Raw genomic sequence first — 22,881 nt, forward strand, 5'->3', positions numbered from 1 at the left:
CAGCGAAAGAGCAAGCTCTTCCCTGTTACCCCTCGACTTGCATGTGTTAGGCCTGCCGCTAGCGTTCATCCTGAGCCAGGATCAAACTCTTCATCGTTGTTTCTTAATATAATTACAACAATCAATTATCTGTACTCAAAGATGACTTCTCTAGTCTTAATTCTAAATTATTTGTAAAAATTGCAATTGCAATTTTACGCGCTGTCAATTCAATAAATCAATGAACATAACCCCTCCGCCTTCGGCACCTCCCCTTAAAAAAAGGTGAGGAAATCTCCGTCTCCGGAAGGACATTTCTTGTAGAAACTAAAGGACTCGAACCTTAACTCTTTATTTACCCACCCGGGATTTCTTTTCAGTATTTTTGGGAACTCGTTTCCGTTGTAAGCGGCTGCAAATATACACTACTTTTTCTTTATACACCAAATATTTTTTAGAAAAATTTTTGACTTTATTTTAAAAGCAACTCCTCAAAAGAACTTTAAAAACAACGTCGCTTTTTAAATAAAACCTTAGCTGTTTTTGCGGCTGCAAATATACAACCTCTTTTGAATCTGCAAGCAAAAAAATAATATTTTTTTGCTTTTATTTTTTAAAGCTTTTTCAAGGCTTAAAAATTCGCATTTCCCAGTATACAATGAACTTCCCGCTTTACTCCGCAACCCTCGTTGCCCTTGTAAGCGGCTGCAAATATACTGCTGTTTTTTAGATGCACAAGCATTAATTTAGTTTTAATTCTTTTTCAGGATTTCTTATCAAATCATTAAATCTCTTTCCGTTTTCAGGCAAAGTGAAGACATAAGAGAAATAATTCGGCATTCAAAAGGTTAAAAAGAGCCGAAATACAAATAACTTCCGAAGAAAAATTAGAGAAAAAAGTTCCAAACCACACCAAATCGCACTAAAAAGTCGGTATAAGGATAACCGGGAGCCACGAAATTATTATTCCCATCAATCAAAGAATTGATGTGTTCCAACTTTACGAAGATTCGCGTTTGATCTACTTTTCCGTTAAAAAAGAAATCTACCACCGGATAATTCCCGAATTCGGCTGAATTCTGCACATAGAACTCTGCTAAAACAGGATCGTAGGCGTTCATATTATAATTGGTAAAGTATTTAAAGGTAAATCCCGTTTGAAGGTAAAGTGCCTTACTAAACCATTCATCTTTATAATAAATAGAATTTCGGGTAACAAATTCGGGAAGATTTAATACGGAAGCACCGTCCAGGACATTTTGATACATTAAAGTATTATCTATAGCAAAAAGACCAAAATCAAAATCCTTACTTGCCTTTAGCTTTAAATAACGTACCTGGTCTCCCGCCTGAAATGGTTTTACCAGAGAATCCTCGCCTCGGGCAAAATAGGTGTAATTCTGAATCTGTGTTAACCTTCCTTCAATATCCAGCAACTTTTCAGATCGCAAAGTTCCGTAGATACTTTGTGTATTTACATTATCAAAATCGTTCTGCCAGTTATAATTTATATAATTACTCTGGTAGAGCAGGAAGTTATAATTGGGCATATGACTATTCTGGTTCACTCCAAATTCCAACCTGTTTTCTTCATCAAGGCTATAACCTGCATGTGCGGAAAAATAACTGCCGGTAAAATCGCCGGCCAGGTTAAGCATCGCATCGGCTTCTACATCAAACCCACCTATACTTTTTCTATACTCCCCGCCCACCGAATAATTTGAGCCGTTGAGTTTATTATTAATAGTATCGGTCTCACGAATATAAAAGGTTTTATAACCGTATTCAAAATTCTTAACAGCTGCTTTGGCCTTCACCTCACCCAGGGTCTTATTAGACCATTGCACATAAGCTTCATTATAGAATTCGGTTAACCGCACCCTGTCCCTTAAATTGTTTTGTTGAAATGAAGGACCAAAGATCCCATTTCTTGCCTGGGCTTGTAGAAAATCGAATTTCTTGTATTCGTGATTAAATATATGACCAACTTTTAGAGTATTGGAAGAAAGTGAATCTGGGGTAGCAAGATGATAATAATGATCCAAATAAAAACGCTTTCCATATAAAGTACTTTCAGCATTTTCAAAATTCATTTCTAATAGGGAGCGGTCTTCAAATTCTTCTTCCTTAGCAATATATTGCCGATTTGCTAAATCTGACAACCCACCGTTTTCCTGATTAAATAAATTATGGGAAACAAAATGAGTTCGCATATGGTATTTTCTATCCAAAGTCTTATATGTGAGACCAAATCTAAAAACTCCGGTACTTGTAAGTTCATTTTGATACCTACCTAAGGCCCGTACACCTTTGTAGGCTGCTGAAAAATTTAAACGTTCTGAAGTATTGATACTAAACAAAACATCTAATTGCTGACCCTGCTCGGGAACGGTCTTAAAATAAGCTTCAGTAATAGGTGTAGGAATGTGATAATAATTAATGTCTTCAATTTCAAAATAATTATAATGCCTGGCCTGGGCGCCAAACTCCGGATATAACTTTTCAGCATCGAAATCCATCCCAAGTTTATTATAGGTTTGCCCAGTATTTGAAAATGGTAATAACTCAAAATTATCTTTCCGGCGATAATTGAATTTGTAATCTTTTTCTATTGTAAGCGTCGTATCTAAATAGGTAGTGTCATTCTCTATGGTAATTATCTTATAAGCAGAGATTGGAGGTTTTATGGTGTCTTCCTGGGTAGCATTTTCAGCGGCATCTTGATTCCCGCCAGCACCGCCCAATCTGGTTTGAGCCAGGGTACAAAAAGGTATTAGAAGCAAAATGAATAATATCTTCTTCATTAAGTAAGATTTGCAACAAAGTTATATTATTTGAAAAACATTTACTCAATAAGTAAGATTTAAAATACCACCCGGTTAATGTAGAATTATCAGCATCCTTTTACTGAAGTTCGTATATATTTGGATGAGATAAAAGGTTCATTTGTTCTAGAAAAAAACATAAAAAAAGCCCCCGGAATACCGGAGGCTTTTCAAATAATTTAAACTATGCAATCTTAATCATTCTGAGTACTAATTGCAGGATTATAAAGAATTTCCGCTTCTGGAATTTCAAAAGTCAAACGCTCATCATTATAAGGAATTGGCTCCCCAACGAAAGATAAGTGGTTTGGCCCTCTAACAACAGTCTTCTTATTTCTCTTAAGAGCAAGGTAAGATTTTCCTTCACCCCATAACTCAAGTCGGGTTTGAAGGTAAATTTCATCTATAAGAGCCTCCCCGGAAAGACCATCAAGATAAGATGTATCATCTACTCTCAAGTCCAAAAGGGCTGCTAAAGACATTCTGGCGTCCGCATCCATACCAAGATTAGCGGCTGCTTCAGCATTTAATAAATACATTTCAGCTATTCTCATATACACAAGATCATTTGTAACAACCCGTGATGCGCCTCTAGGCACTCGACGAGGGTCGTAAAACTTACCCCAGGGCTGTAAGTAGTTAGCTCCTTCAGGATCACTAAAAAACTGACGTTTTCTAACATCATCATCGGACATTTGATCATAAAGATCTGAATCCATGGCTTTATAATCACCATACCCGGCATAGCTAAAAGAGAAGAAGTCCATTTGTCCCCACCAGGAAACAAGGCCAACACCAGAATCTGAAGTAAGGTCTACACCCCACATCCAGCCTGGAGTATTTAAATCATTAAATCCACCACCAGAAATGGTTCCATCGTTTCTAGTTAGATTCACTTCTGCAGCATCTATAGGAGCCACTTCAGATTCGGTCATTATAGGATAACCTTCAGCGATAACCTCGTCGGTTAAAGTTTTAACCTGTCCCCAGGCCTCAGGAGTATCCTTTGAAGCTAAAACATAGGCTAAAATACCTTTAGCCACAGGTACGTTAATTTCGTTTTTAGCAGCTCTACCAAATCCATCCAGCAAAGTAATTGCATCATTTAGATCTTTCTCAATTAAATCATAAATCTGAGAAGCCGGTACTTTTGGACCATTCTCATCTTCAGGAGCTACATATATTGGAAGTATCTCCTCGTTAGGATCGTATTCCTTTTGATAATATTGCGTAAGATAAAAATAGGAATGTGCTCTCATAGCCTTGGTTTGACCAAGAATATACTTATTCTCTTCTACTTCCGGTACCGCATCGTTACCACCAAGTGCATCTATTACAAGATTGGCAGAACGGATGATACGGTAATAGTATCTCCATGGCTGGTAGTTTGAATTTCTAAGAAAGTCAAGAGGCGCCTGAAATTCAGTAATATCTGCTCTATACCAACCAAAAGAACTTACAGAAAGTGCCATATCACCAGAAAGCATATCTCCATAAATATCATAGCCTTTTTGACCAAAATCAGTATGACTTCCAGTACCTCCAGATCCGGATTCGAACTGCAGCGAGTATATACCTGCTAAGGTTCCGGCAAGTACATCTGGGTTATTTTCAGCAGCTTTTGAAACCTGCGCCTGGGTTAAAAATTCAGAAGGCTCCTTTTCCAGGTAGTCTTCGCTACACCCAACCACGATAAGTAGTGCGGATGACAGCAACGTTAATTTTAATAAATTTTTCATATCGTATTCTTTTTATTTTTAAAATTTAACCCTTACACCAGCAGTAACGGTTGTAAGAGGAGCGTATAAACGACGTCCAGAGTTACCATTTTCAGCGGTGTTAGGAAGGAAACCTTGTCTAGCCGTGTTTACGTATAGGTTATCACCAGAAAGATATAAATTTACGTAGTTAATTCCACTATCGCCAAACATTTCCTCAGGAATAGTATATCCAACTCTCACATTGTTTAATGCAAAGTAATCTGTGCTTGTTACAAAACGATCAGACAATGAAGTACCGTTAACAAAAGCATTATCTGTTAAGGCCGGAACACTTGTCTGGTCACCAGGATTTTGCCATCTGTTCAAGATGTCTCTGTGGTAGTTGTTACCAACTGCACCAAAACGGTCACTCATCAATTCAGCATACTGAAAATCTATACCATAACCTCCGAAACTATATACAAGTTGCGCACCAAAATTGAAATTCTTATAGTTACCACTTAATCTCATACCACCCCTTACATCAGGAATTGCTGATTTATCGATATATTTCTCGGTAGCATTAGCATAAGTTTCTGTAATCTGTCTTTCAACACTAGCATCTGGGTTATTGTGCATAAAAAGTGCCATGTTTTGAATAGCCTCTTCACCTTCATCAAAGACTCCGTTTCCATTGGCATCATTAAAATACTCATACCATTGTGGAGCTCCAGTTTCAGGATTCACACCCGCATATTCCCTGGTATAGATATCAAAAATAGATCTTCCTTCAGAATAAGCAAAAGGAGAATTTGAAGTATCTAATATTCTTTCTTCGCCTGTAGAAGGATCTAACGGCATTCTTGTTATCTCGTTCTCCAGGATCTCACCGTTAACACTTAGGTCAAGGTTAAAATCTTCAGTTTGAAATAAATGCCCTGTTAGATTAAATTCTAAACCTGCATTTCTCAAATCCCCATCGTTAACCGTAATAATAGCAATACCCTGAGAAGGACCTACTCTACGTGAAAAAATTTGATCTTCTGTGTTTTTGATATAATAATCTATCGAACCATCTAACCATCTTCCGAAACCAAATTCTGTACCAACCTGGTACATTGTTGAAGTTTCCCAGGTAAGATCTGGATTTCCATTTCCTAACATTGAAAGTGATATTTCATCATTAAGGTTATTAATACTAAAAGTATCATATCCAGAATAATATCCTACCCCAGCTTCATCACCGGTAATACCATAAGAAGCTTTAAATTTTAGGAATGAGAATATATCACTACTAATAAAATCTTCGTTAGACGCTACCCAGGCAGCACCAACAGATCCAAAAGTACCCCATTTTTCATTTACAAATCTAGAAGATCCATCACGACGCACCGATCCTGTAAGGAAGTAAGTATCTATATAGTTATAGTTAACCTGGCCGAAGTAAGACTCAATAGCCCTTCCTTCGTTGAAACCGGTTGCAGGACTTGCTGCCACAACATAGTTGTTTAGCTCATAAATATCTGAGGCTACAGCTTTTGTTTTAAATGCAGTATTGTAAGATAAATCAAAATTATTTGATTCGTGTGCTACAAGCGCATCTAAACTATGGTCACCAAATTGATTTTCATAACGCAATAACTGTAAAAAGTTAGTGGTTAAGGTTTCGGTATCAGCTTTAAACAAAGTACCTCCGTCACCCTGCGCACCTCCATAGAATGGATTTCTTGCGCTAGTAAATCTATTCATCGCATACTGGGCACCAAATTTGGTTTCAAACGTAAGGTTTTCAGTAATTGTAAAATCTAAAGCAAAGCTTCCGTTAAGTTCGTGTCTGTCTGTATTATTATAGTCGTAAAGAGCAGATCCAACCGGGTTCAAACCATCAGATTGCGGTCTTGTTCTAAAACCTGAGAAACTACCATAATCTAACTGGTTACCTCCAAAAATAGGATCTGGAACCAATTGCCCCTCATCATCTCTTAAGAAAACTCCAAAAATAGGAGCTGTTTTATCCGCAAATTCAAAAACGTTTTCAGATCCAACTGTCTGACCGTTAGCTAATCTTTCAGAATAAGCATAACCAATATTAGCTGAAACATCTAACCATTCTTTAACCTCAGACTTAAGATTTAAACGGGTAGTATATCTATCATAACCTGTATTAATAGCATAACCATTGTCATTTAAATAACCTACAGAAGCAAAGTAAGTAGTCTTTTCATCACCACCACCAAAGCGAACGTTTGCCTCAGTTCTAATCGCCGCCTTAAAGGCAGCATCCTCATAACTTTCAGGAGTATATCTCCTGGTAACCCCATCTCTTACCATACGGGTATCAGGATTAATTAATGCTGATGCTGAATCTACATTCCAAAGGTTATATCCAGATGGAACATAGTTGGGTGAAAACAATCTTTCGTTAGCATATTCAACAGGGTTATCTTCACCTGTAATTCTACCACGGTTAAAAATACCTTCCCAAACAAGCCCAATATAAGTTTCTGGTGAACGAATCACATCATATCTTGGGATTACCTGATCGTTTACACCAGTTCTAACATCTACTTCAACATAGTTCTCACCAGATGTTCCGGTTTTTGTAGTAAGCAAAATAACACCATTTGCACCCCGAGAACCGTAAATTGCAGTTGCAGTTGCATCTTTAAGAACAGTAGTACTTTTAATATCTGCCGGGTTAATAGAGTTAATACTTCCTGTAAAAGGCACACCATCTACAACGTATAAAGGATCACGATTACCATTTACAGAACCAAACCCTCTAATTCTAATTGTAGAAGCCGTACCTGGCTGTCCAGAAGTATTGATTACGTTAACACCCGCAACCTCACCTGCTAATGCCTGAGAAACGTTAGAAAAGTTTTTTGTTTCTAAATTCTCAGTATCAATAGTAGTTGCCGTACCAGCAAAAGATTGTCTTGTGGCGGTACCGTATCCTACTACTACTACTTCATCTAAAGCAGCAGCGTCAGTACCAAGAGTAACATCATAAACGTCAGCTGCTCCCACAGTCACCTCTTGATTACTAAAACCAACATAACTAAAAACAATAACGTCTCCTATGTCTACTGAAAGACTATACTCCCCATCAAAATTTGTTTGAGCACCATTAGTGGTACCTTTCTCAATTACGTTCACTCCTGGTAAGGGCAAACCATCTTCATCGATGACCGTACCGGTCACCACTTTTTCCTGTGCAAAAGTAAATTGCACTACGAACGCTAATAGTAGCGTAAGAATCCCATGTAATTTGTTTTTCATTATTATTTAAATTTGAATTAGCCTACGCCAAAAATCATAATAAATTCTTAATAAACCAAATGATTTTTTAATTGAATTATTATTTCCATTATTAATACATCTTTAGAAGATACAAAATAAGCAGCCTTTGAAGACTATTTTTTTTACGAATATTGCAAAAATTAATAAATTGATAGTTTAACTCAATTTAAAATTTTATAAAGATTTTAATAACAAAAAGATAATAACAGCATTTGACTCACGTTTCGCGAAACTCAAATAAGGGACATTATATAATATATACGAAGAAAAAGGAGTAATAGTTTTGTTTAAAACCGGGAATCTAACTTTCGCAGGATGTTAAAAATGTTCACCCCCCTTGCCAGATAGCCAGCACCGCAACGACAGCAGCTTCTATTTTAGCCAAAACTGCCCGGGATGAATTTATGGAAAAAATTCAACAGGAATTCCCAATGTATAACAGGAAATAAAATAAGGGCTACCCTGCTAAAGAGCACCGCCGGCCCTGCTATTTTAATGTGCTTGAACTCCAATCCAAAAACCACACATCCATCTCCTGTCCGTCAGTAGCAGGGTTAGTAGCACCGCTTTCTTACCTCAACTCCTCAGTTGTCAACCTTGTAGCTTACTAATTGTTTTGCCTCTACCCAAGGAGGAACTTACAGCCTTTAATCTTTAATATGTTAAGAGATGTCTCAGGGCTCAAAAAAAAAGGCTGCCTTTTCAGACAGCCTTTAGAATTAATTTAGGTATTAGTTAATTTTGATCGCCAGGTCCAATATTTGGATTCGCATCAATTTCCCTTTGAGGAATTTTAAAGATCCAATTATCATTGGTTGAGGGTTTTTCCTGGAAAAATCCATCCTGGTAGAGTATGGCTGAAGCTCCAGAACCGCCATCTGCAGCATGGTCAATTCCTTCATCCCATCGTATTTTATCTGTGTATAAAAAACCTTCTCCCCACAACTCTAAACCGCGTTGAAACTTAATATGTTCCATTAATGCCTGTTTTGTATCATAAACAGATACATCATAAGCACTGTCACGCGTTTCGCCTAATGGCCTTAAAGCATCCTGTGCAGCATCAATATTACCTAACATTGCTTCAGCTTCAGCTTCTATCAAATACATTTCTGAAGTACGCATATAGATTATATCATCGGGATCAATAGATCCTGGATTTTGTTGTAAAAATTTTACATGCATATAAGGATGTAAATTATGTCTACTTGTTATTCCATATGTGTCCTTTATCTCACTTATCTTAGCATCCCAAACATCTCGATCAGTATAGTTAGGGTCATTTTCAAAACCGCCTTCTCCATTTGCAGCTGAGCTATTCGTATTTGGAGCATCTGGTAAGAAAACATCCTTTCTGTAATCCGTATCCGGTATTGCATCAACTAATCTTCTATCTGCGATTTTAGGATTATTTCTATTTTGACTTCCATTGAATGTATTACTCATTAAATAAAAGTAAGAACGGAAAAATGTAGTTTCTGTAGTTATAACGTTACTACCCCAAATAACTTCAGGAAGAAGATTGGAATTGAATCCAGACTTATAATCGCTTTCACTCATAAGCGGATAATCTGCTCTTGCCAATTTAGCAGCATCTGCAGCGGTTCGCCAATCTCCTTTATTTAATGCGATACGAGCTTTTATACCATAAGCAACATCAATATTTAATTGAGATTTACCAGCTGCACTACCGGTTGGTCTTGGTGTAGCATCCTCAAAATAGGTTATAGCAGTATCAATATCGTCTTGAATTTGATTGTAAACCTCCTCAACTGTTGATCTTGGCGCACTAGTGAAAGGAGATTCAGATTTGAATAACAACGGCACTCCTGGATCAGTCGATGGATTTCCTATTAAATAACCTTTTGCATAATGAGAAACTAAAGAGTGGTAGGCCCATGCTCTATATGCATAAGCTTGTCCAATTATTTCCCTTAATCTGGCATCTTCAACTAAGCTACCATCAGTTGCTTTTTCGATTATAGCATTTGCACTGGCTATAATGTGATAGCGTTGATACCATAATTGTTCTGATGTTGTTGATGTCTCTTGTGTATGAGAAATCCATTGTGTCTCATTTTGCCATCCTAAATTATTGGCTCTGGCACTATGTATTACCCCACCAGGTAAATTGTCGCCAAGTGGAGTCCAGTAGTGGTTTCCTGATCTAAAAGAGGTTCCGCCTGGAATAATTTGAGCTTGTGCATACAAAAATCTATGCATGCCATTTAGTATCAACGCCATGTTCTCTGCGGTTGCAAAGGCATCAGTTTCTGATATAGCGTCTGTAGGGGTCGTTTCAAGAAATTCTTCTTCACAGGACGTTAGGGTGAGGAATGCTATAGATAATAGCATTAAGTTTATTTTTCTTAACATAATAATATGTTTTAAATAGTTTATTGTTTTTAAAAAGCGATGTTCAACCCTAAAGATAGAAGTCTTGCAGGGTTATAATCGTTACCACCTGGAGTCCCAGATAAATTATATTGAGGATCTAATCCTTCTCTTTCACTCTTAAGGTATAAGTTTTCTCCGATTACTGAAAGTGTAAGATTATCTATCCCGTAATTGCTTGTTAATGACTTATCAAAAGTGTAACCTAAGTTAACATTTCTAAGAGACCAAAAAGAAGCATCTGTTAAGAATCTAGTTGACTGAGTTCGAACTAAATTTGGGTTACCACTCTCTAATCTTGGAACGTTAGTGATATCACCAGGTTGACGCCATGCATTTAATATATCGGGATGGTAAGAGCTTCCAAAGTTACCACTATGCATCATTGCAGAATATCCGTTATCTAAAAATTTACCACCTATACCGTATGTAATCAATACATCTAAATTAAATCCTTTGTAACTAAAGCTATTTGCCACAGATCCTAATAAATCTGGGATTGAGCTGTCTCCAGTATATGCTCTTTCAGTGTCTTGCCAATCATCAGTTGTCTCTTGCAAACCATTAGCATCTAATACAGGAACACTATTACCGTCATCATCTATTTCAAATTTTAAAAATAATTGATCACCAGTTTCAGGATCGACCCCAGCGGTATGTAGTATAAAATAGTCATACCTTGATCTTCCTACATCCCATCTCTTAGAGCCGTTTATAAAAGGATCTGGAATACTAGTGATTTCGTTTTTAAATGTTGAGGCCTGTAATGATAAATCCCAACTAAAGTCATTGGTGTTTAGAAGATCAAAATTCAATCCAAGCTCCCAACCAGAATTATACATATCTGCAATGTTTGCTGGATATGAATTTAATCCATTACTAAGTGCTATTGGTAAATTATACAAAAGATCTGTAGAATTTCTTTTGTAATATTCTATAGTTCCATCTACAAAGTTATTAAATAAACCAAACTCCAGTGCTATATCCCAACTATCTACAGTTTCCCATTGTAAATCAGAATTACCTATATCAGTCCAAATTATTGCAGGGTTACCAGCATTGGAAGTTAAGCTATATCTTGGTTGAGATAAGAAAAAATCACCTAAATCATCATTTCCTACTTGCCCAAAAGATCCTCTTAATTTCAATTTATTGATAAATGATAAATCCTGAATAAATTCTTCCTGATCCATTCTCCAGGAAGCACCCACAGAATAAAAGTTACCCCATCTGGAATCGGTACCAAAAACAGACGACCCGTCTCTTCTGGCAGAAGCGCTTAAGTAATATTTATCGTCGAAGTTATAATTTGCTCTTGCAAAGTATGATTCAATTGTTTTGTTTGTAGTAGACCCACCTAAAGTTACAGGTGTAGCAAAATTGGCAAATTCAAAGATTCCTTCAGCCGTTTGATCAATTGCTGTTCCAAAATTTGATGAGAATGTTCTATCAAAACTTTCATGACCAGCTGTAATATCTATATTATGGAAATCATTTAAGGTTTTAGAATAGGTTAAGATTTGGTTGAAGTTTTTCACCTCTCTTCTAAACCTTGTTTCACCATACCTACCAGTAGGTTGCGCATCACCTATAATGTTATTCTCGTAACTTTTATTTATACCTTCGTTAATATCTCTACCATAATTTGCTCTAAAATTAAGACCATCTAATATTTGGAAGTCGGCATAGTATCTAAATCCATAGGTATTATTTCGATTAAGTTCGTCATTTAATAGCAATTCCTGAAGAGCATGACGTCCCTGACTTACTGGTCTCGATCCAATATTATATTCTGGAAATCCTTCTCCAGAATCAAATACAGGATTCCCTCCAGCATCTAGTACTATATTGCCTTCTAAATCATTGACGTATACAGGGTAAACCGAACCTATATTTTTAGCAAAACCAAATGGATTAACGATGCTACCAGTACCGGCAGAAGCGGGACCTTTAGATTCTGAAATTGTTATGTTAGCACTTCCTCCGACTGTTATCCAATCATTAACATCAAAATCTCCATTTAAACGTGTGGTTAAACGATCAAAATTTGAGGTAATCACATAACCTTCTTCTTCTAAATAGGAAGTTGAAAAGAACACTTTGCTATTTTCTCCTCCACCAGATACGTTGACATTATAGTTTTGTCTAACTCCAGTTTGTTGTAGAACATCGTACCAATCCAGGCTTTTATAGATAACATCTGCATTAGGATTCAACCGTCCATCAGTTCCCACAATTTGATCATTTGCAACGTTGAATGGATTATAACCTAACTGGTTATAAATATTGGCTGAAGCATATGCAGGATCCCCTTCGCCGGAACTAGAGTTTTTCAATGCTTCCCACATGGTCTCGTAATATTGTCCTGGACTTACTTCATTATAGTTAGGAATACCTTGTGACACAATACCAAATTGAGTGGAAAAAGTGGTTTTAATAACTCCTTTTGATCCACTTTTTGTGGTTATTAAAACAACTCCGTTCGCCGCTCTGGACCCATATAAAGATGTTGAAGCGGCATCTTTTAAAATTGTAAAAGATGCGATGTCTTCCTGGTTAATTGTATTTAACGCGCCTTCATATGGTATACCATCTACGACATAAAGAGGTTCTGCACCACCACTTAAAGTCCCTACACCACGAATCACGATTCCAGGGGAAGATCCTGGTTGTCCTGAAGCTGAAGTAAATTGAACTCCTGTAGCTTTCCCTTCTATAGCAGCAATAGGGGATGTTACATTTCTATTGGACAGTTCTTCTTCTCCAATAACAGATGCTGACCCAGTAAATGATTCTAAACTAGACTTACCATAAGCGACAACAATAACATCATCAAGTGCCTGTGCATCTATTTCCAAGGATACATCAATATCATCCCCTGCTCCTACCCGAACAGTTCTTGGTTTAAACCCTAAATAGGAAAAAACCAACTGAGCACCCTCACTGACATTGATAGAATAATTACCATCAAAATTGGTCTGCACTCCATTGCTTGTACCTTTCTCAATCACATTCACCCCGGGTAAGGGCATACCGTCTTCTGCGGAAACGACTGTTCCGGTAACGGTTTTTTCCTGTGCAAAGGTTAATTGCACCACGAACACTAAAAATAGTGTCAAAATTCCATGTAATCTTTTTTTCATTATTTTGTTATTTTGAATTAGCCTGGGCCAAAACTCTTAATAATATCTTAATTACAAAAGTTATTTCAACCTTTTATTTGGCCCTTTTGTCGGGTAACAGTTTCATGGTTTATAAATTTTAAGAATTTTTTCCCACAGAAATAAGGCTATTATATTTATATAGAGTTCTATCAAAAATTTCTCGGGTATTCAATTTTACATTATTAAAATGATAAAAATAGAATTCTTCGGCCCAGTTGAAACTTCCCTTATAACCCCTATATTTGCTGAAAACTTATAAAGTTTATGAAGAAAACCCTCTTCAAAATTTTAATTGTCCTACTTCTTTTTCCTGCCAAAACCGGGATTCTTACAACTTTTGCTATATGTTAAAAATGTTCAACCTAACCTGTCCTGTTGCCGGAACCGACGAAGCCGGTCGCGGTTGCCTTGCCGGCCCAGTAACTGCAGCAGCAGTAATTTTACCGAAAAATTTTAAAAACAATTTCTTAAACGATTCTAAACAAACTAAGCTAAGCGATCGCAAAAAACTTAAAGAAATTATAATTCGGGAAGCCATTTCTTACGGTGTCGCTCATGTATATATGGAAGAAATTGATGAAATAAATATACTAAACGCCTCTATTTTAGCTATGCACCGGGCTATTGAACAATTAGGCTGTGAACCCGAACATATTATAGTAGATGGAAATAAATTTAAACCTTATCGCAATATTGTTCACGATTGTATTATAAAAGGTGACGGGAAATTTTTGAGCATTGCTGCGGCTTCTATTTTAGCCAAAACTGCACGTGATGAATTTATGGAAAAAATTCATCAGGAATTCCCAATTTATAACTGGAAACAAAATAAGGGCTACCCTACTAAAGAGCACCGCCATGCGATTATGGAGTTTGGCAGTACTCCATACCATAGAAAAAGCTTTAAACTCCTCCCGGAACAACTAAAACTCCCCATATAACCCCTATATTTGCTGAAAACTTATAAAGTTTATGAAGAAAAATCTCTTCAAAATTTTAATTGTCCTGCTTCTTGTTTCCTGCCAAAACCGGGAAAAATCTACTAATAGTCTGAAATTCATTCCGGAAGATGCGGCGGTAGTCCTGCAAACTCCCAATCTTAAAAGTCTCCAGCAGGATTTAGAAAACTTTAGCTTTTTTAAAGAAAATAAATTAAGTGCTAAAAACCATTTTAAAAGGGAATTAGGCTTTTTGAACCACGCCGATAGTCTTACAGAGGCTCTTATTAGTATTTCAGTCTCCGATAACGATAAATTGGTTTATACCTTAATATTTAAGGACAGGCCAAAATTTCAACTGGATTCCATTAAAAATAAATCGGTAGAAAGTATTAAAGCTGAAGGCCATAATTACCAAAAAATGGTTTTGGAAGATAATGCCTTCTTTGTTTCAACTGAAGATGCACCTTATATAGCTTCTAATTCCGAAGAAAAACTGAGACAGGTATTAAACGGAGAAAAAATACTTACCAACCAGGGTTTCAAAAGAGTCTATGGGGCTATAGAGCCTAACAAAACTTCAATTATCTTTAACCACCATAATTTAAAGGATTCCCAGCAAAAATTATTTCCAAATTTAGATCTCAAAAACTTAGAAAATTATGCCGGCTGGAGCGCGGTAGATCTTGACTTTTCTGAGAATGACATTTTATTTAACGGACTTAGTATTGCGCAAACCACGGCTAATCTTCACAATATATTTAACAATTCAGGGACGATTTCTCAGGAATTCGCAGCCTTCACCCCAAAAAATGCTGTAGGTTTCGTCTCCATAGGTTACAGAGATTCAAAAAAATTTCTTCGGAATTTGAAAGAATTCAGAGGAGATTCAGTTCAAAGTCCCGGAGAGGAAATTATTTTAAATACCCAGGAAGCCGGGATTATTTATATGGAAGAAAATACCCTTTTCGGGTTAAAAACATTGATAAGCACCGATGCAAGCGATTTGATTTCGAATTATGCAGAATTAGAAGAAAATTATCGGGATTATCGAATATATAAAGTTTCGAAATCTGAAACTTTTGAAACACTTTTTAGTCCGGTTTTTAATCCGAAAAACCTTGAATTCACTGCTGTTTTAGATGAATTCATCATTTTTGGAGCTAGCCTTAAAGAGCTACGTGATCTTATTGCAGATTATGTTAACCAAAATACTTTAATCCATCAATCTTATTATAAAGACACGGAACAAAACCTGGCTGCCGAATCTTCCATTTTATTGGTAGGAATTCCCGAAAAATTAAAACCCAGCCTTGCTGCGGGAGTTGAAGACGGGTTTAGTACCGAAATGCAAAATTTAGCATTCGGTGACCATAAGATCGCAGTTATTCAATTGGTGGAAGAAGGAGATTTCGCACATATTCACGGCGCCTTTCAATCGCAAACCAGCCAGACACAAAATACCAAAACCGAAGAAATCCTTTCTGTTAACCTCGAAGCAGAATTACTTAACGAACCGGTTTTGGTGAAAAACCATCTGAATAACCAAATGGATATCGCAGTTCAGGATATCAATAACACCCTTTATTTAATTTCAAATAAAGGCACGATTTTCTGGAAGAAAAAATTAAGCGGACCAATTCTGGGAGAAATACATCAGGTAGACTTATTTAAAAACGGGAGATTTCAACTCGCCTTTGCCACTCCATATTCAATAGAAGTTTTAGACCGAAACGGAAACACTGTAAAACCCTTTCCGCTAAAATTTAAAGATGAAATTACACAGCCCCTGTCTTTATTCGATTATGACAATAACCGGAAATACCGCTTTTTGATTACGCAAAACGATGAAGTGTTTATGTATGATAAAAACGGAAAAAGTGTAAGAGGTTTCGATTTTAGAAAAACCAATTCTCCAATTTTAAAAGCACCAAGACATTTAAGAATTCAAAACAAGGACTATATCGTTTTTCCTGAAGAATCGGGCAAACTTAATATTTTGAGTCGGCAGGGAGAGCATCGTGTAAGCGTAAAAGAAAGCATAGATTTTTCAGAAAATGAATGGTACGAATTTGAAAATGATTTTGTTTCGACAAATGCTGAAGGAAATCTTATAAAAATCACACAAACCGGTCGGGCAACTACTGAAAGCACCAATTTTAGCGAAAATCATAGAATTAAAGCAAGACCTAATTTACTGGTGAGTCTCTCAGAAAATATTTTAAAGATTAGAAATAATGAACTAAGCCTGGATTACGGACTTTACACTCAACCCGAAATCCACTATGTAAACGACAAGTATTACATCAGCCTAACCGATTTACAAACCCAAAAAGTATATGTATTTGACAGCAATGCAGAACTCCTCCCAGGGTTTCCGGTTTATGGCACTTCAGGAATTAATTTAAACAATGCCGATATAGACAACCGCCCGGAATTTGTAGTAAAAGGTGGTGAGAAAGAAGTTTTGATGTATAAACTCTAGTGATAAAAAATCTCCTAGGTAGCCTTGTTTTTGGTTTAAAAGCCTTCTCTATTTTTAGCGGCCTATCGAAAATTTATCGTAAAATTTAAAGTGAATACACCGTAAAATTTTAGGCTGTCTGAGCTAAACGAATTTTTCTTCCAGTCATACTATTGAGGCGAGTTCCTAAAATTTAGGTGTAGAACGAGAAATTTAGATAAAGTTTCGTAAGCCTAGATTTTTTGGTTCGTTTTTTCATCAATGGAAAAAATGAACACCACAAATAATTAAAAAAAGTTGATGAATAATAAACTCTAATTAAAATTCAGCTTCAAACAACTCTGCAAAATGCTTCAGCACTTTCTCCTGAACTTCAGCTAAAGGAATTTCTTTTTTCCCGAGTTCTACATTTAAAGAAGTAACCGCTTTACCTTCAATTCCACAGGGAATAATATGATCAAAATAGCCTAAATCGGCATTTACATTTAAGGCAAAACCGTGCATGGTAACCCAGCGACTGGCCCTAACGCCCATTGCACAAATCTTTCTGGCAAAAGGTGTTCCCACGTCCAGCCAAACTCCGGTTTCGCCCGGGCTGCGTTCGGCTTTTAAGCCATAATCGGTTAAAGTGAGGATAATACATTCTTCAAGAAAACGGAGGTATTTATGAATATCAGTAAAAAAATTATCCAAATCCAGTATTGGGTAACCTACCAATTGTCCCGGCCCGTGATAGGTTATATCGCCGCCACGGTTAATTTTGTAATATTTGGCCTGTCTTTTTTCGAGTTCCGCTTCAGAAATTAGTAGGTTCTTTATATCGCCGCTTTTCCCCAAAGTATAAACATGGGGATGCTCTACCATTAAAAGGTAATTGGGCGTTAATTCATTTAAATTTTGTCTTCTATTCTTAATTTTAAGATCAAGAATTTCTTTAAAAAGACTTTCCTGATAATCCCAGGTTTCTTTGTAATCCTTATACCCTAAATTCTGTAAGTTTACCTGCTTGTTCATACGTCTTTTCTGGGATTATTAAGAATAATAAGTGCTGCGATCACTCCCGGGATCCAACCCAAAATAGTAAGGATCAACACAATTAAAATCGATCCACAACCCCGATCGTAAACCGCGAGGGGTGGAAATAAAACAGAAAGAATTACACGCCAAACACTCATATTAACTAAAGCTTTTACTAAATATGTTGCAAAGATAAGATTATAAATACAGAAAGCTTATTTCAAAAACTCCTCCTTTTTCTTCTCTAAAAATTATCAAAAATTCAGGTTTATATCGCATTGGTTGGTAGCCACATAGTCACTATATTTGCACTCGTTTTGCGTAAGCAAAAGGGACGGTTTAAAAAATTTCTAAATCGTCATTCTGAATTTATTTCAGAATCTAAGATATTGATAGTCAAAACATGTTAGAAGCTGAAACAAGCCCGCCTGAACGGACGGGCAGGTTCAGCTTGACGAAATTAGACTTTTCAGACAGCCTTATGAATCGAAAAGTATTTGTATTTCGAGACAGGCCTCGGTAAAATAAACCCTCACTGAGGGATTAATACATCAAATTAGAAGTATGCAATTATCTGAACAGGAAAAAGTAAGAAGAGAGAAGCTTTCTGCATTGAGAAAAGCAGGTATTAACCCCTATCCGGCAGATTTGTTCCCGGTTAAGGACACCAGCAAGGGAATTAAGGAAAATTTTGAAGAAGGAAAAAAAGTGGTGCTGGCCGGTAGGTTAATGTCCCGCCGTATCCAGGGAAAAGCCTCTTTTGCAGAAATACAGGATTCTAAAGGGAAAATCCAGGTTTATTTTAACCGGGACGAGATTTGTCTCGGGGAAGATAAAAGCAAGTACAATGATGTATATAAAAAATTGCTGGATATTGGTGATTTTATAGGAATCGAAGGCGAACTTTTTAAAACCCAGGTTGGTGAAATGACGGTGATGGTGAAAGATTTTACTTTACTTAGTAAATCTATTCGCCCTCTGCCACTTCCAAAAACCGATAAAGACGGAAATACTTACGATGGTTTTACCGATCCCGAACACCGTTACCGCCAGCGTTATGCCGATTTGGCCGTAAACCCAAAGGTGAAAGAGATCTTTGTAAAGCGTACCAAGCTTTTTAACGCAATGCGGAATTTCTTTAATGATAGGGAATATTTTGAGGTGGAAACGCCAATCTTACAATCCATTCCCGGTGGTGCTGCGGCAAGGCCTTTTGTTACCCATCATAATGCTTTGGATATTCCACTTTATCTGAGAATTGCCAATGAATTATATTTAAAAAGATTGATCGTAGGGGGATTCGATGGGGTGTATGAATTCTCGAAAAACTTCAGAAATGAAGGAATGGATAGGACACATAACCCGGAATTCACCGCAATGGAGATTTATGTAGCCTACAAAGACTACAACTGGATGATGGAGTTTACCGAAACCTTGCTGGAACATTGTGCCATTGCAGTAAACAATACTACGGAAGCAGTTTTCGGCGAAAATAAAATCGATTTTAAAGCGCCTTACAAACGCGTTACGATGACCGATTCTATTAAAGAATTCACCGGATTTGACATTACCGGAAAATCTGAAGCTGAAATTAGAAAAGCGGCTGAAGATATGGGAATTGAAGTAGATGAAACGATGGGGAAAGGAAAACTCATCGATGAGATCTTTGGAGAAAAATGTGAAGGAAAGTACATCCAGCCCACTTTTATTACCGATTATCCGAAGGAAATGAGTCCGCTTTGTAAAGAACACCGCGAAAATCCGGAATTAACCGAGCGTTTTGAATTAATGGTTTGCGGCAAGGAAATCGCAAATGCATATTCAGAATTAAACGACCCTATAGATCAGCGTGAGCGTTTTGAAGAGCAGCTTAAACTTGCGAAAAAAGGAGACGACGAAGCAACCGAATTTATAGATCAGGATTTCTTAAGGGCCCTGGAATATGGAATGCCTCCTACATCAGGATTAGGAATCGGGATGGACCGTTTAATTATGTTCTTAACCAATAATCAGTCAATCCAGGAAGTTCTGTTTTTCCCGCAAATGAAACCTGAGAAAAAAGCTGTTGATTTAAGCGAAGATGAAAAAGCGGTTTTTCAATTATTAAAAGACGATGTAATTCAGGAGCTGGAAACTATAAAAGAAAAGTCCGGTTTAAGCAATAAAAAATGGGATAAAACCCTTAAATCTCTTAGAAAACATAAGATGATAGACGTTTTTAAAGATGATGAAACTATGAAGATTAAGGCAAGCTAAAGACCCATTATTTACTTCTTTTTATTATGAACGAATGTTAAATCAAGGCTTTTTTAATTTTGATTTTAAACCTTTTCAAGATAAATCAGTCAAAAGATCACCAAAAGGTGGTCGTTTTTTAGCTTATGCTAATGAAAATTTATCACTTCAAATAATCACACAAAACAAAATTTAAATTTATGACCAAACGATTTACGCATAAGCTCTTTTTAGTAGCCTTATCGGTTTCGGTTTCCAGTTGTGCAGTTTTTCAGCCCGATAAATCATCGGATGATGCCTCCAAAAAAGAAGCCAAAAAGGATGGAGACCTTGAGCCCTACGCCAAAGTAATTACTAAAGATGCTAAAAGCGATGCAGGTTTATTTACCGTACACCGGGTAGACGATAAATATTTTTATGAAATCCCAGATAGCCTTTTTAACCGTGAAATGCTTACGGTAACAAGAATTGCTAAAACCGCAACAGGAATTGGTTTTGGCGGGGGAAAACAAAATACCCAGGTTCACCGCTGGCAAAAGAAAAACGGTCACGTACTTTTAAGAGTAGTTTCTCATGAAATATACGCTGCAGATTCCCTTCCTGTGCACGAAGCAGTAGTAAATTCTAATTTTGAACCTGTTTTACAACGTTTCCCTATAAAAACTGTAGGAAAAGATACTGTGAACAAAACTACTGTTATTGAAGTAACAGATCTTTATACCAAAGATGTTCAGGCACTTGGATTAAGAGATGGCACACGAAAACAGTACAAAGTTTCTCGATTAGACGATAGCCGTTCTTATATAGACACTATTCGTAGTTATCCTGAAAATATTGAAGTTAGACACGTAAAAACCTATAATGCAGGCGAACCGCCTTCTAATGCAAGTACAGGGTCTATTTCTTTAGAGTTCAGTAACTCTATGATCCTGCTTCCAAAAGAACCAATGAAACGTCGTTATTTTGATCAGCGTGTAGGTTGGTTTGCCCGCGGACAAACAGATTACGGACTTGAAGCTCAAAAAAGTAAGGAAGTAAAATACCTTGACCGTTGGAGACTTGAAGTTAAAGATGAAGATATAGAAAAATTTAAAAATGGAGAGCTGGTAGAGCCTAAGGAACAAATTGTTTATTACGTAGACCGCGCCACTCCTAAAAAATGGATCCCTTATATCAAGCAAGGTATAGAAGACTGGCAGGTTGCTTTTGAAGCCGCAGGATTTAAAAATGCGATTATTGCCAAAGATCCGCCAACTAAAGAAGAAGATCCAGATTGGAGCCCGGAAGATGCTCGCTATTCGGTAGTTCGTTACCTGGCTTCTCCTATTCCAAACGCAAATGGACCTCACGTTAGTGATCCACGTTCGGGAGAGATCCTGGAATCAGATATTAACTGGTACCATAATGTAATGACCTTGCTTAGAAACTGGTTCTTTGTACAAACTGCAGCGATCAACGAAGACGCCCGTGGCGTTGAGTTTGAAGATGAAGTTATGGGCCGTTTAATTCGTTTTGTTTCTTCTCACGAGGTTGGCCATACTTTAGGGCTTCCTCATAATATGGGAAGTAGTGTTGCTTATGCAGTTGAAGATCTTCGTGATCCTGAATTTACTGCTGAATACGGTACCGCACCTTCAATAATGGATTATGCGCGTTTTAATTATGTTGCACAGCCGGAAGATGGTGATGTGGCTTTAATGCCAGATATAGGACCTTATGATAAATACGCTATCGAGTGGGGTTACCGCCCAATTTTAGATAAAACTGCTAAAGAGGAAAAGGAAACTCTTGACGAATGGATCCTTGCAAAAGCAGGTGATCCTTTATATCGCTTCGGAAGCCAGCAAAGTGGCGGAGTTATAGATCCAAGTTCACAAACTGAAGATCTTGGTGACGATGCAGTTTTGGCCAGTGAATATGGAATTAAAAACCTGAAGCGCATTATGCCAAAACTTATCCAATGGACTGCCGAAGATGGTAAAAACTACGAAGATCTGGACGATATGTACGGACAGGTTTTAGGTCAGTTTAACCGCTATATGGGTCACGTGACCGCAAATATAGGCGGGGTGTACGAATATTACAAAACGTACGACCAGGAAGGTGCTGTATACTCTCACGTAGACGCTGAACATCAAAAGAAAGCGATGAACTTCTTGCACGAACAACTTTTTGAAACTCCGGAATGGATGATAGATCAGGAGATTTTCAATAAGATTCAGTTTGACGGGCAGGTAGAACGCATTAGAAATATGCAGGAGCGTACTCTTAATAATCTTTTAGATTTTGGAAGAATGGCGCGTTTAATGGAAAACGAACAAATAAACGGGGACGAAGCTTACGGCTTAATCGATATGATGACTGATGTTAGAACCGGAATTTGGAGTGAACTTTCTTCAGGACAAAACATAGATCGTTACCGAAGAAATCTTCAGCGTGCTTATATAAGCCGAATGGAACATCTAATGACTGAAGAGCAGAGCGAAATTCCATCTCGTTACAGAAGCTGGATTAGCCGAAGCAATATAGATGTTGCTCAAAGTGATATTCGTCCTGTGGTGAGAGGGGAGCTTAAAACGCTTCAAAACCAAATTAGGAGAGCAGCTAACCGTGGAGACCGTTTAACAAGGTACCACCTTCAGGATGCTTTAGAAAGAATAGATTTAATATTAAACCCTATCAATTAAACTCCAACATTTTTTTTATTTGTTAGTTTGGAAAACCACCGTCCCTACAGAGGGCACTGAAAAAGTCCCTGAAGAAATTGAATTAAAGTGAGTAAAAAGGAGTAGAAGCCGTAGTGTTTTTACTCCTTTTTTCGTATTTTAAATGCTGATTAACCGCGACTTATATATGTTATTG

The 22,881-nt window shown here is 37.1% G+C and carries 11 protein-coding genes, 1 rRNA gene and 1 pseudogene; 5 read left to right on the forward strand and 8 right to left on the reverse strand.

Going from position 1 to position 22,881, the window contains the following annotated elements; genetic code table 11:
• The 4 genes from LB467_RS17095 to LB467_RS17110 all read right to left on the reverse strand — a co-directional run.
• Positions 1 to 97: ribosomal RNA gene (locus LB467_RS17095) — 16S ribosomal RNA — on the reverse strand; the annotation flags it as partial.
• A 769-nt stretch (positions 98 to 866) separates the two neighbouring features.
• Entirely contained in the window at positions 867 to 2,783 is a 1,917-nt protein-coding gene (locus LB467_RS17100; protein WP_224475267.1) for a putative porin, read from the reverse strand.
• Between the two features lie 215 nt (positions 2,784 to 2,998).
• The gene (locus tag LB467_RS17105) at positions 2,999 to 4,543 is read right to left on the reverse strand and encodes a RagB/SusD family nutrient uptake outer membrane protein (RefSeq protein ID WP_224475268.1); all 1,545 of its coding nucleotides are present in this window, start codon (positions 4,541 to 4,543) and stop codon (positions 2,999 to 3,001) included.
• A gap of 18 nt (positions 4,544 to 4,561) precedes the next feature.
• The gene (locus LB467_RS17110) at positions 4,562 to 7,786 is read right to left on the reverse strand and encodes a SusC/RagA family TonB-linked outer membrane protein (RefSeq protein WP_224475269.1); all 3,225 of its coding nucleotides are present in this window, start codon (positions 7,784 to 7,786) and stop codon (positions 4,562 to 4,564) included.
• Between the two features lie 386 nt (positions 7,787 to 8,172).
• Between LB467_RS17110 and LB467_RS17115 the strand changes: the two are divergent.
• A pseudogene (locus LB467_RS17115) lies at positions 8,173 to 8,253 on the forward strand (ribonuclease HII); the annotation flags it as partial.
• Positions 8,254 to 8,542: 289 nt separating this feature from the next.
• Here LB467_RS17115 and LB467_RS17120 read toward each other — a convergent pair.
• On the reverse strand, positions 8,543 to 10,183 hold the full coding sequence (locus tag LB467_RS17120) for a RagB/SusD family nutrient uptake outer membrane protein (protein WP_224475270.1): 1,641 nt from the start codon (positions 10,181 to 10,183) through the stop codon (positions 8,543 to 8,545).
• A 29-nt stretch (positions 10,184 to 10,212) separates the two neighbouring features.
• Complete coding sequence (locus tag LB467_RS17125) at positions 10,213 to 13,344, reverse strand: SusC/RagA family TonB-linked outer membrane protein (protein WP_224475271.1); 3,132 nt, start codon at positions 13,342 to 13,344, stop codon at positions 10,213 to 10,215.
• A gap of 365 nt (positions 13,345 to 13,709) precedes the next feature.
• Between LB467_RS17125 and LB467_RS17130 the strand changes: the two genes are divergently transcribed.
• Positions 13,710 to 14,306, forward strand: a complete 597-nt coding sequence (locus LB467_RS17130) for a ribonuclease HII (protein ID WP_224475272.1) — start codon at positions 13,710 to 13,712, stop codon at positions 14,304 to 14,306.
• Positions 14,307 to 14,337: 31 nt separating this feature from the next.
• Positions 14,338 to 16,788, forward strand: a complete 2,451-nt coding sequence (locus LB467_RS17135; RefSeq protein ID WP_224475273.1) for a hypothetical protein — start codon at positions 14,338 to 14,340, stop codon at positions 16,786 to 16,788.
• A gap of 297 nt (positions 16,789 to 17,085) precedes the next feature.
• Here the strand turns inward: LB467_RS17135 and lipB are convergent, their stop codons facing one another.
• Together lipB and LB467_RS17145 are read right to left on the reverse strand one after the other, a co-directional pair.
• Positions 17,086 to 17,781, reverse strand: a complete 696-nt coding sequence (gene lipB, locus LB467_RS17140) for a lipoyl(octanoyl) transferase LipB (RefSeq protein WP_224475274.1) — start codon at positions 17,779 to 17,781, stop codon at positions 17,086 to 17,088.
• The gene (locus tag LB467_RS17145; RefSeq protein ID WP_224475275.1) at positions 17,778 to 17,942 is read right to left on the reverse strand and encodes a YqaE/Pmp3 family membrane protein; all 165 of its coding nucleotides are present in this window, start codon (positions 17,940 to 17,942) and stop codon (positions 17,778 to 17,780) included. The genes lipB and LB467_RS17145 overlap by 4 nt, the downstream gene beginning before the upstream one ends.
• A gap of 406 nt (positions 17,943 to 18,348) precedes the next feature.
• Between LB467_RS17145 and lysS the strand changes: the two genes are divergently transcribed.
• Positions 18,349 to 20,040 (forward strand): lysine--tRNA ligase, encoded by a 1,692-nt coding sequence (lysS, locus tag LB467_RS17150; protein ID WP_224475276.1) that lies wholly within the window; start codon positions 18,349 to 18,351, stop codon positions 20,038 to 20,040.
• Between the two features lie 179 nt (positions 20,041 to 20,219).
• Complete coding sequence (locus LB467_RS17155; RefSeq protein WP_224475277.1) at positions 20,220 to 22,706, forward strand: zinc-dependent metalloprotease; 2,487 nt, start codon at positions 20,220 to 20,222, stop codon at positions 22,704 to 22,706.
• Positions 22,707 to 22,881: the final 175 nt, after the last annotated feature.

The sequence above is a fragment of the Salegentibacter tibetensis genome, assembly GCF_020164485.1.
GTDB classification, from domain to species: domain Bacteria; phylum Bacteroidota; class Bacteroidia; order Flavobacteriales; family Flavobacteriaceae; genus Salegentibacter; species Salegentibacter tibetensis.

Excerpts from the sequence above, each read along its gene's own strand:
- LB467_RS17100 (WP_224475267.1), bottom strand. The coding sequence starts at position 2,783 with ATGAAGAAGATATTATTCATTTTGCTTCTAATACCTTTTTGTACCCTG.
- LB467_RS17155 (WP_224475277.1), top strand. The coding sequence starts at position 20,220 with ATGACCAAACGATTTACGCATAAGCTCTTTTTAGTAGCCTTATCGGTT.
- LB467_RS17125 (WP_224475271.1), bottom strand. The coding sequence starts at position 13,344 with ATGAAAAAAAGATTACATGGAATTTTGACACTATTTTTAGTGTTCGTG.
- LB467_RS17145 (WP_224475275.1), bottom strand. The coding sequence starts at position 17,942 with ATGAGTGTTTGGCGTGTAATTCTTTCTGTTTTATTTCCACCCCTCGCG.
- LB467_RS17110 (WP_224475269.1), bottom strand. The coding sequence starts at position 7,786 with ATGAAAAACAAATTACATGGGATTCTTACGCTACTATTAGCGTTCGTA.
- lipB (WP_224475274.1), bottom strand. The coding sequence starts at position 17,781 with ATGAACAAGCAGGTAAACTTACAGAATTTAGGGTATAAGGATTACAAA.
- LB467_RS17105 (WP_224475268.1), bottom strand. The coding sequence starts at position 4,543 with ATGAAAAATTTATTAAAATTAACGTTGCTGTCATCCGCACTACTTATC.
- LB467_RS17120 (WP_224475270.1), bottom strand. The coding sequence starts at position 10,183 with ATGTTAAGAAAAATAAACTTAATGCTATTATCTATAGCATTCCTCACC.
- LB467_RS17130 (WP_224475272.1), top strand. The coding sequence starts at position 13,710 with ATGTTAAAAATGTTCAACCTAACCTGTCCTGTTGCCGGAACCGACGAA.
- LB467_RS17135 (WP_224475273.1), top strand. The coding sequence starts at position 14,338 with ATGAAGAAAAATCTCTTCAAAATTTTAATTGTCCTGCTTCTTGTTTCC.
- lysS (WP_224475276.1), top strand. The coding sequence starts at position 18,349 with ATGCAATTATCTGAACAGGAAAAAGTAAGAAGAGAGAAGCTTTCTGCA.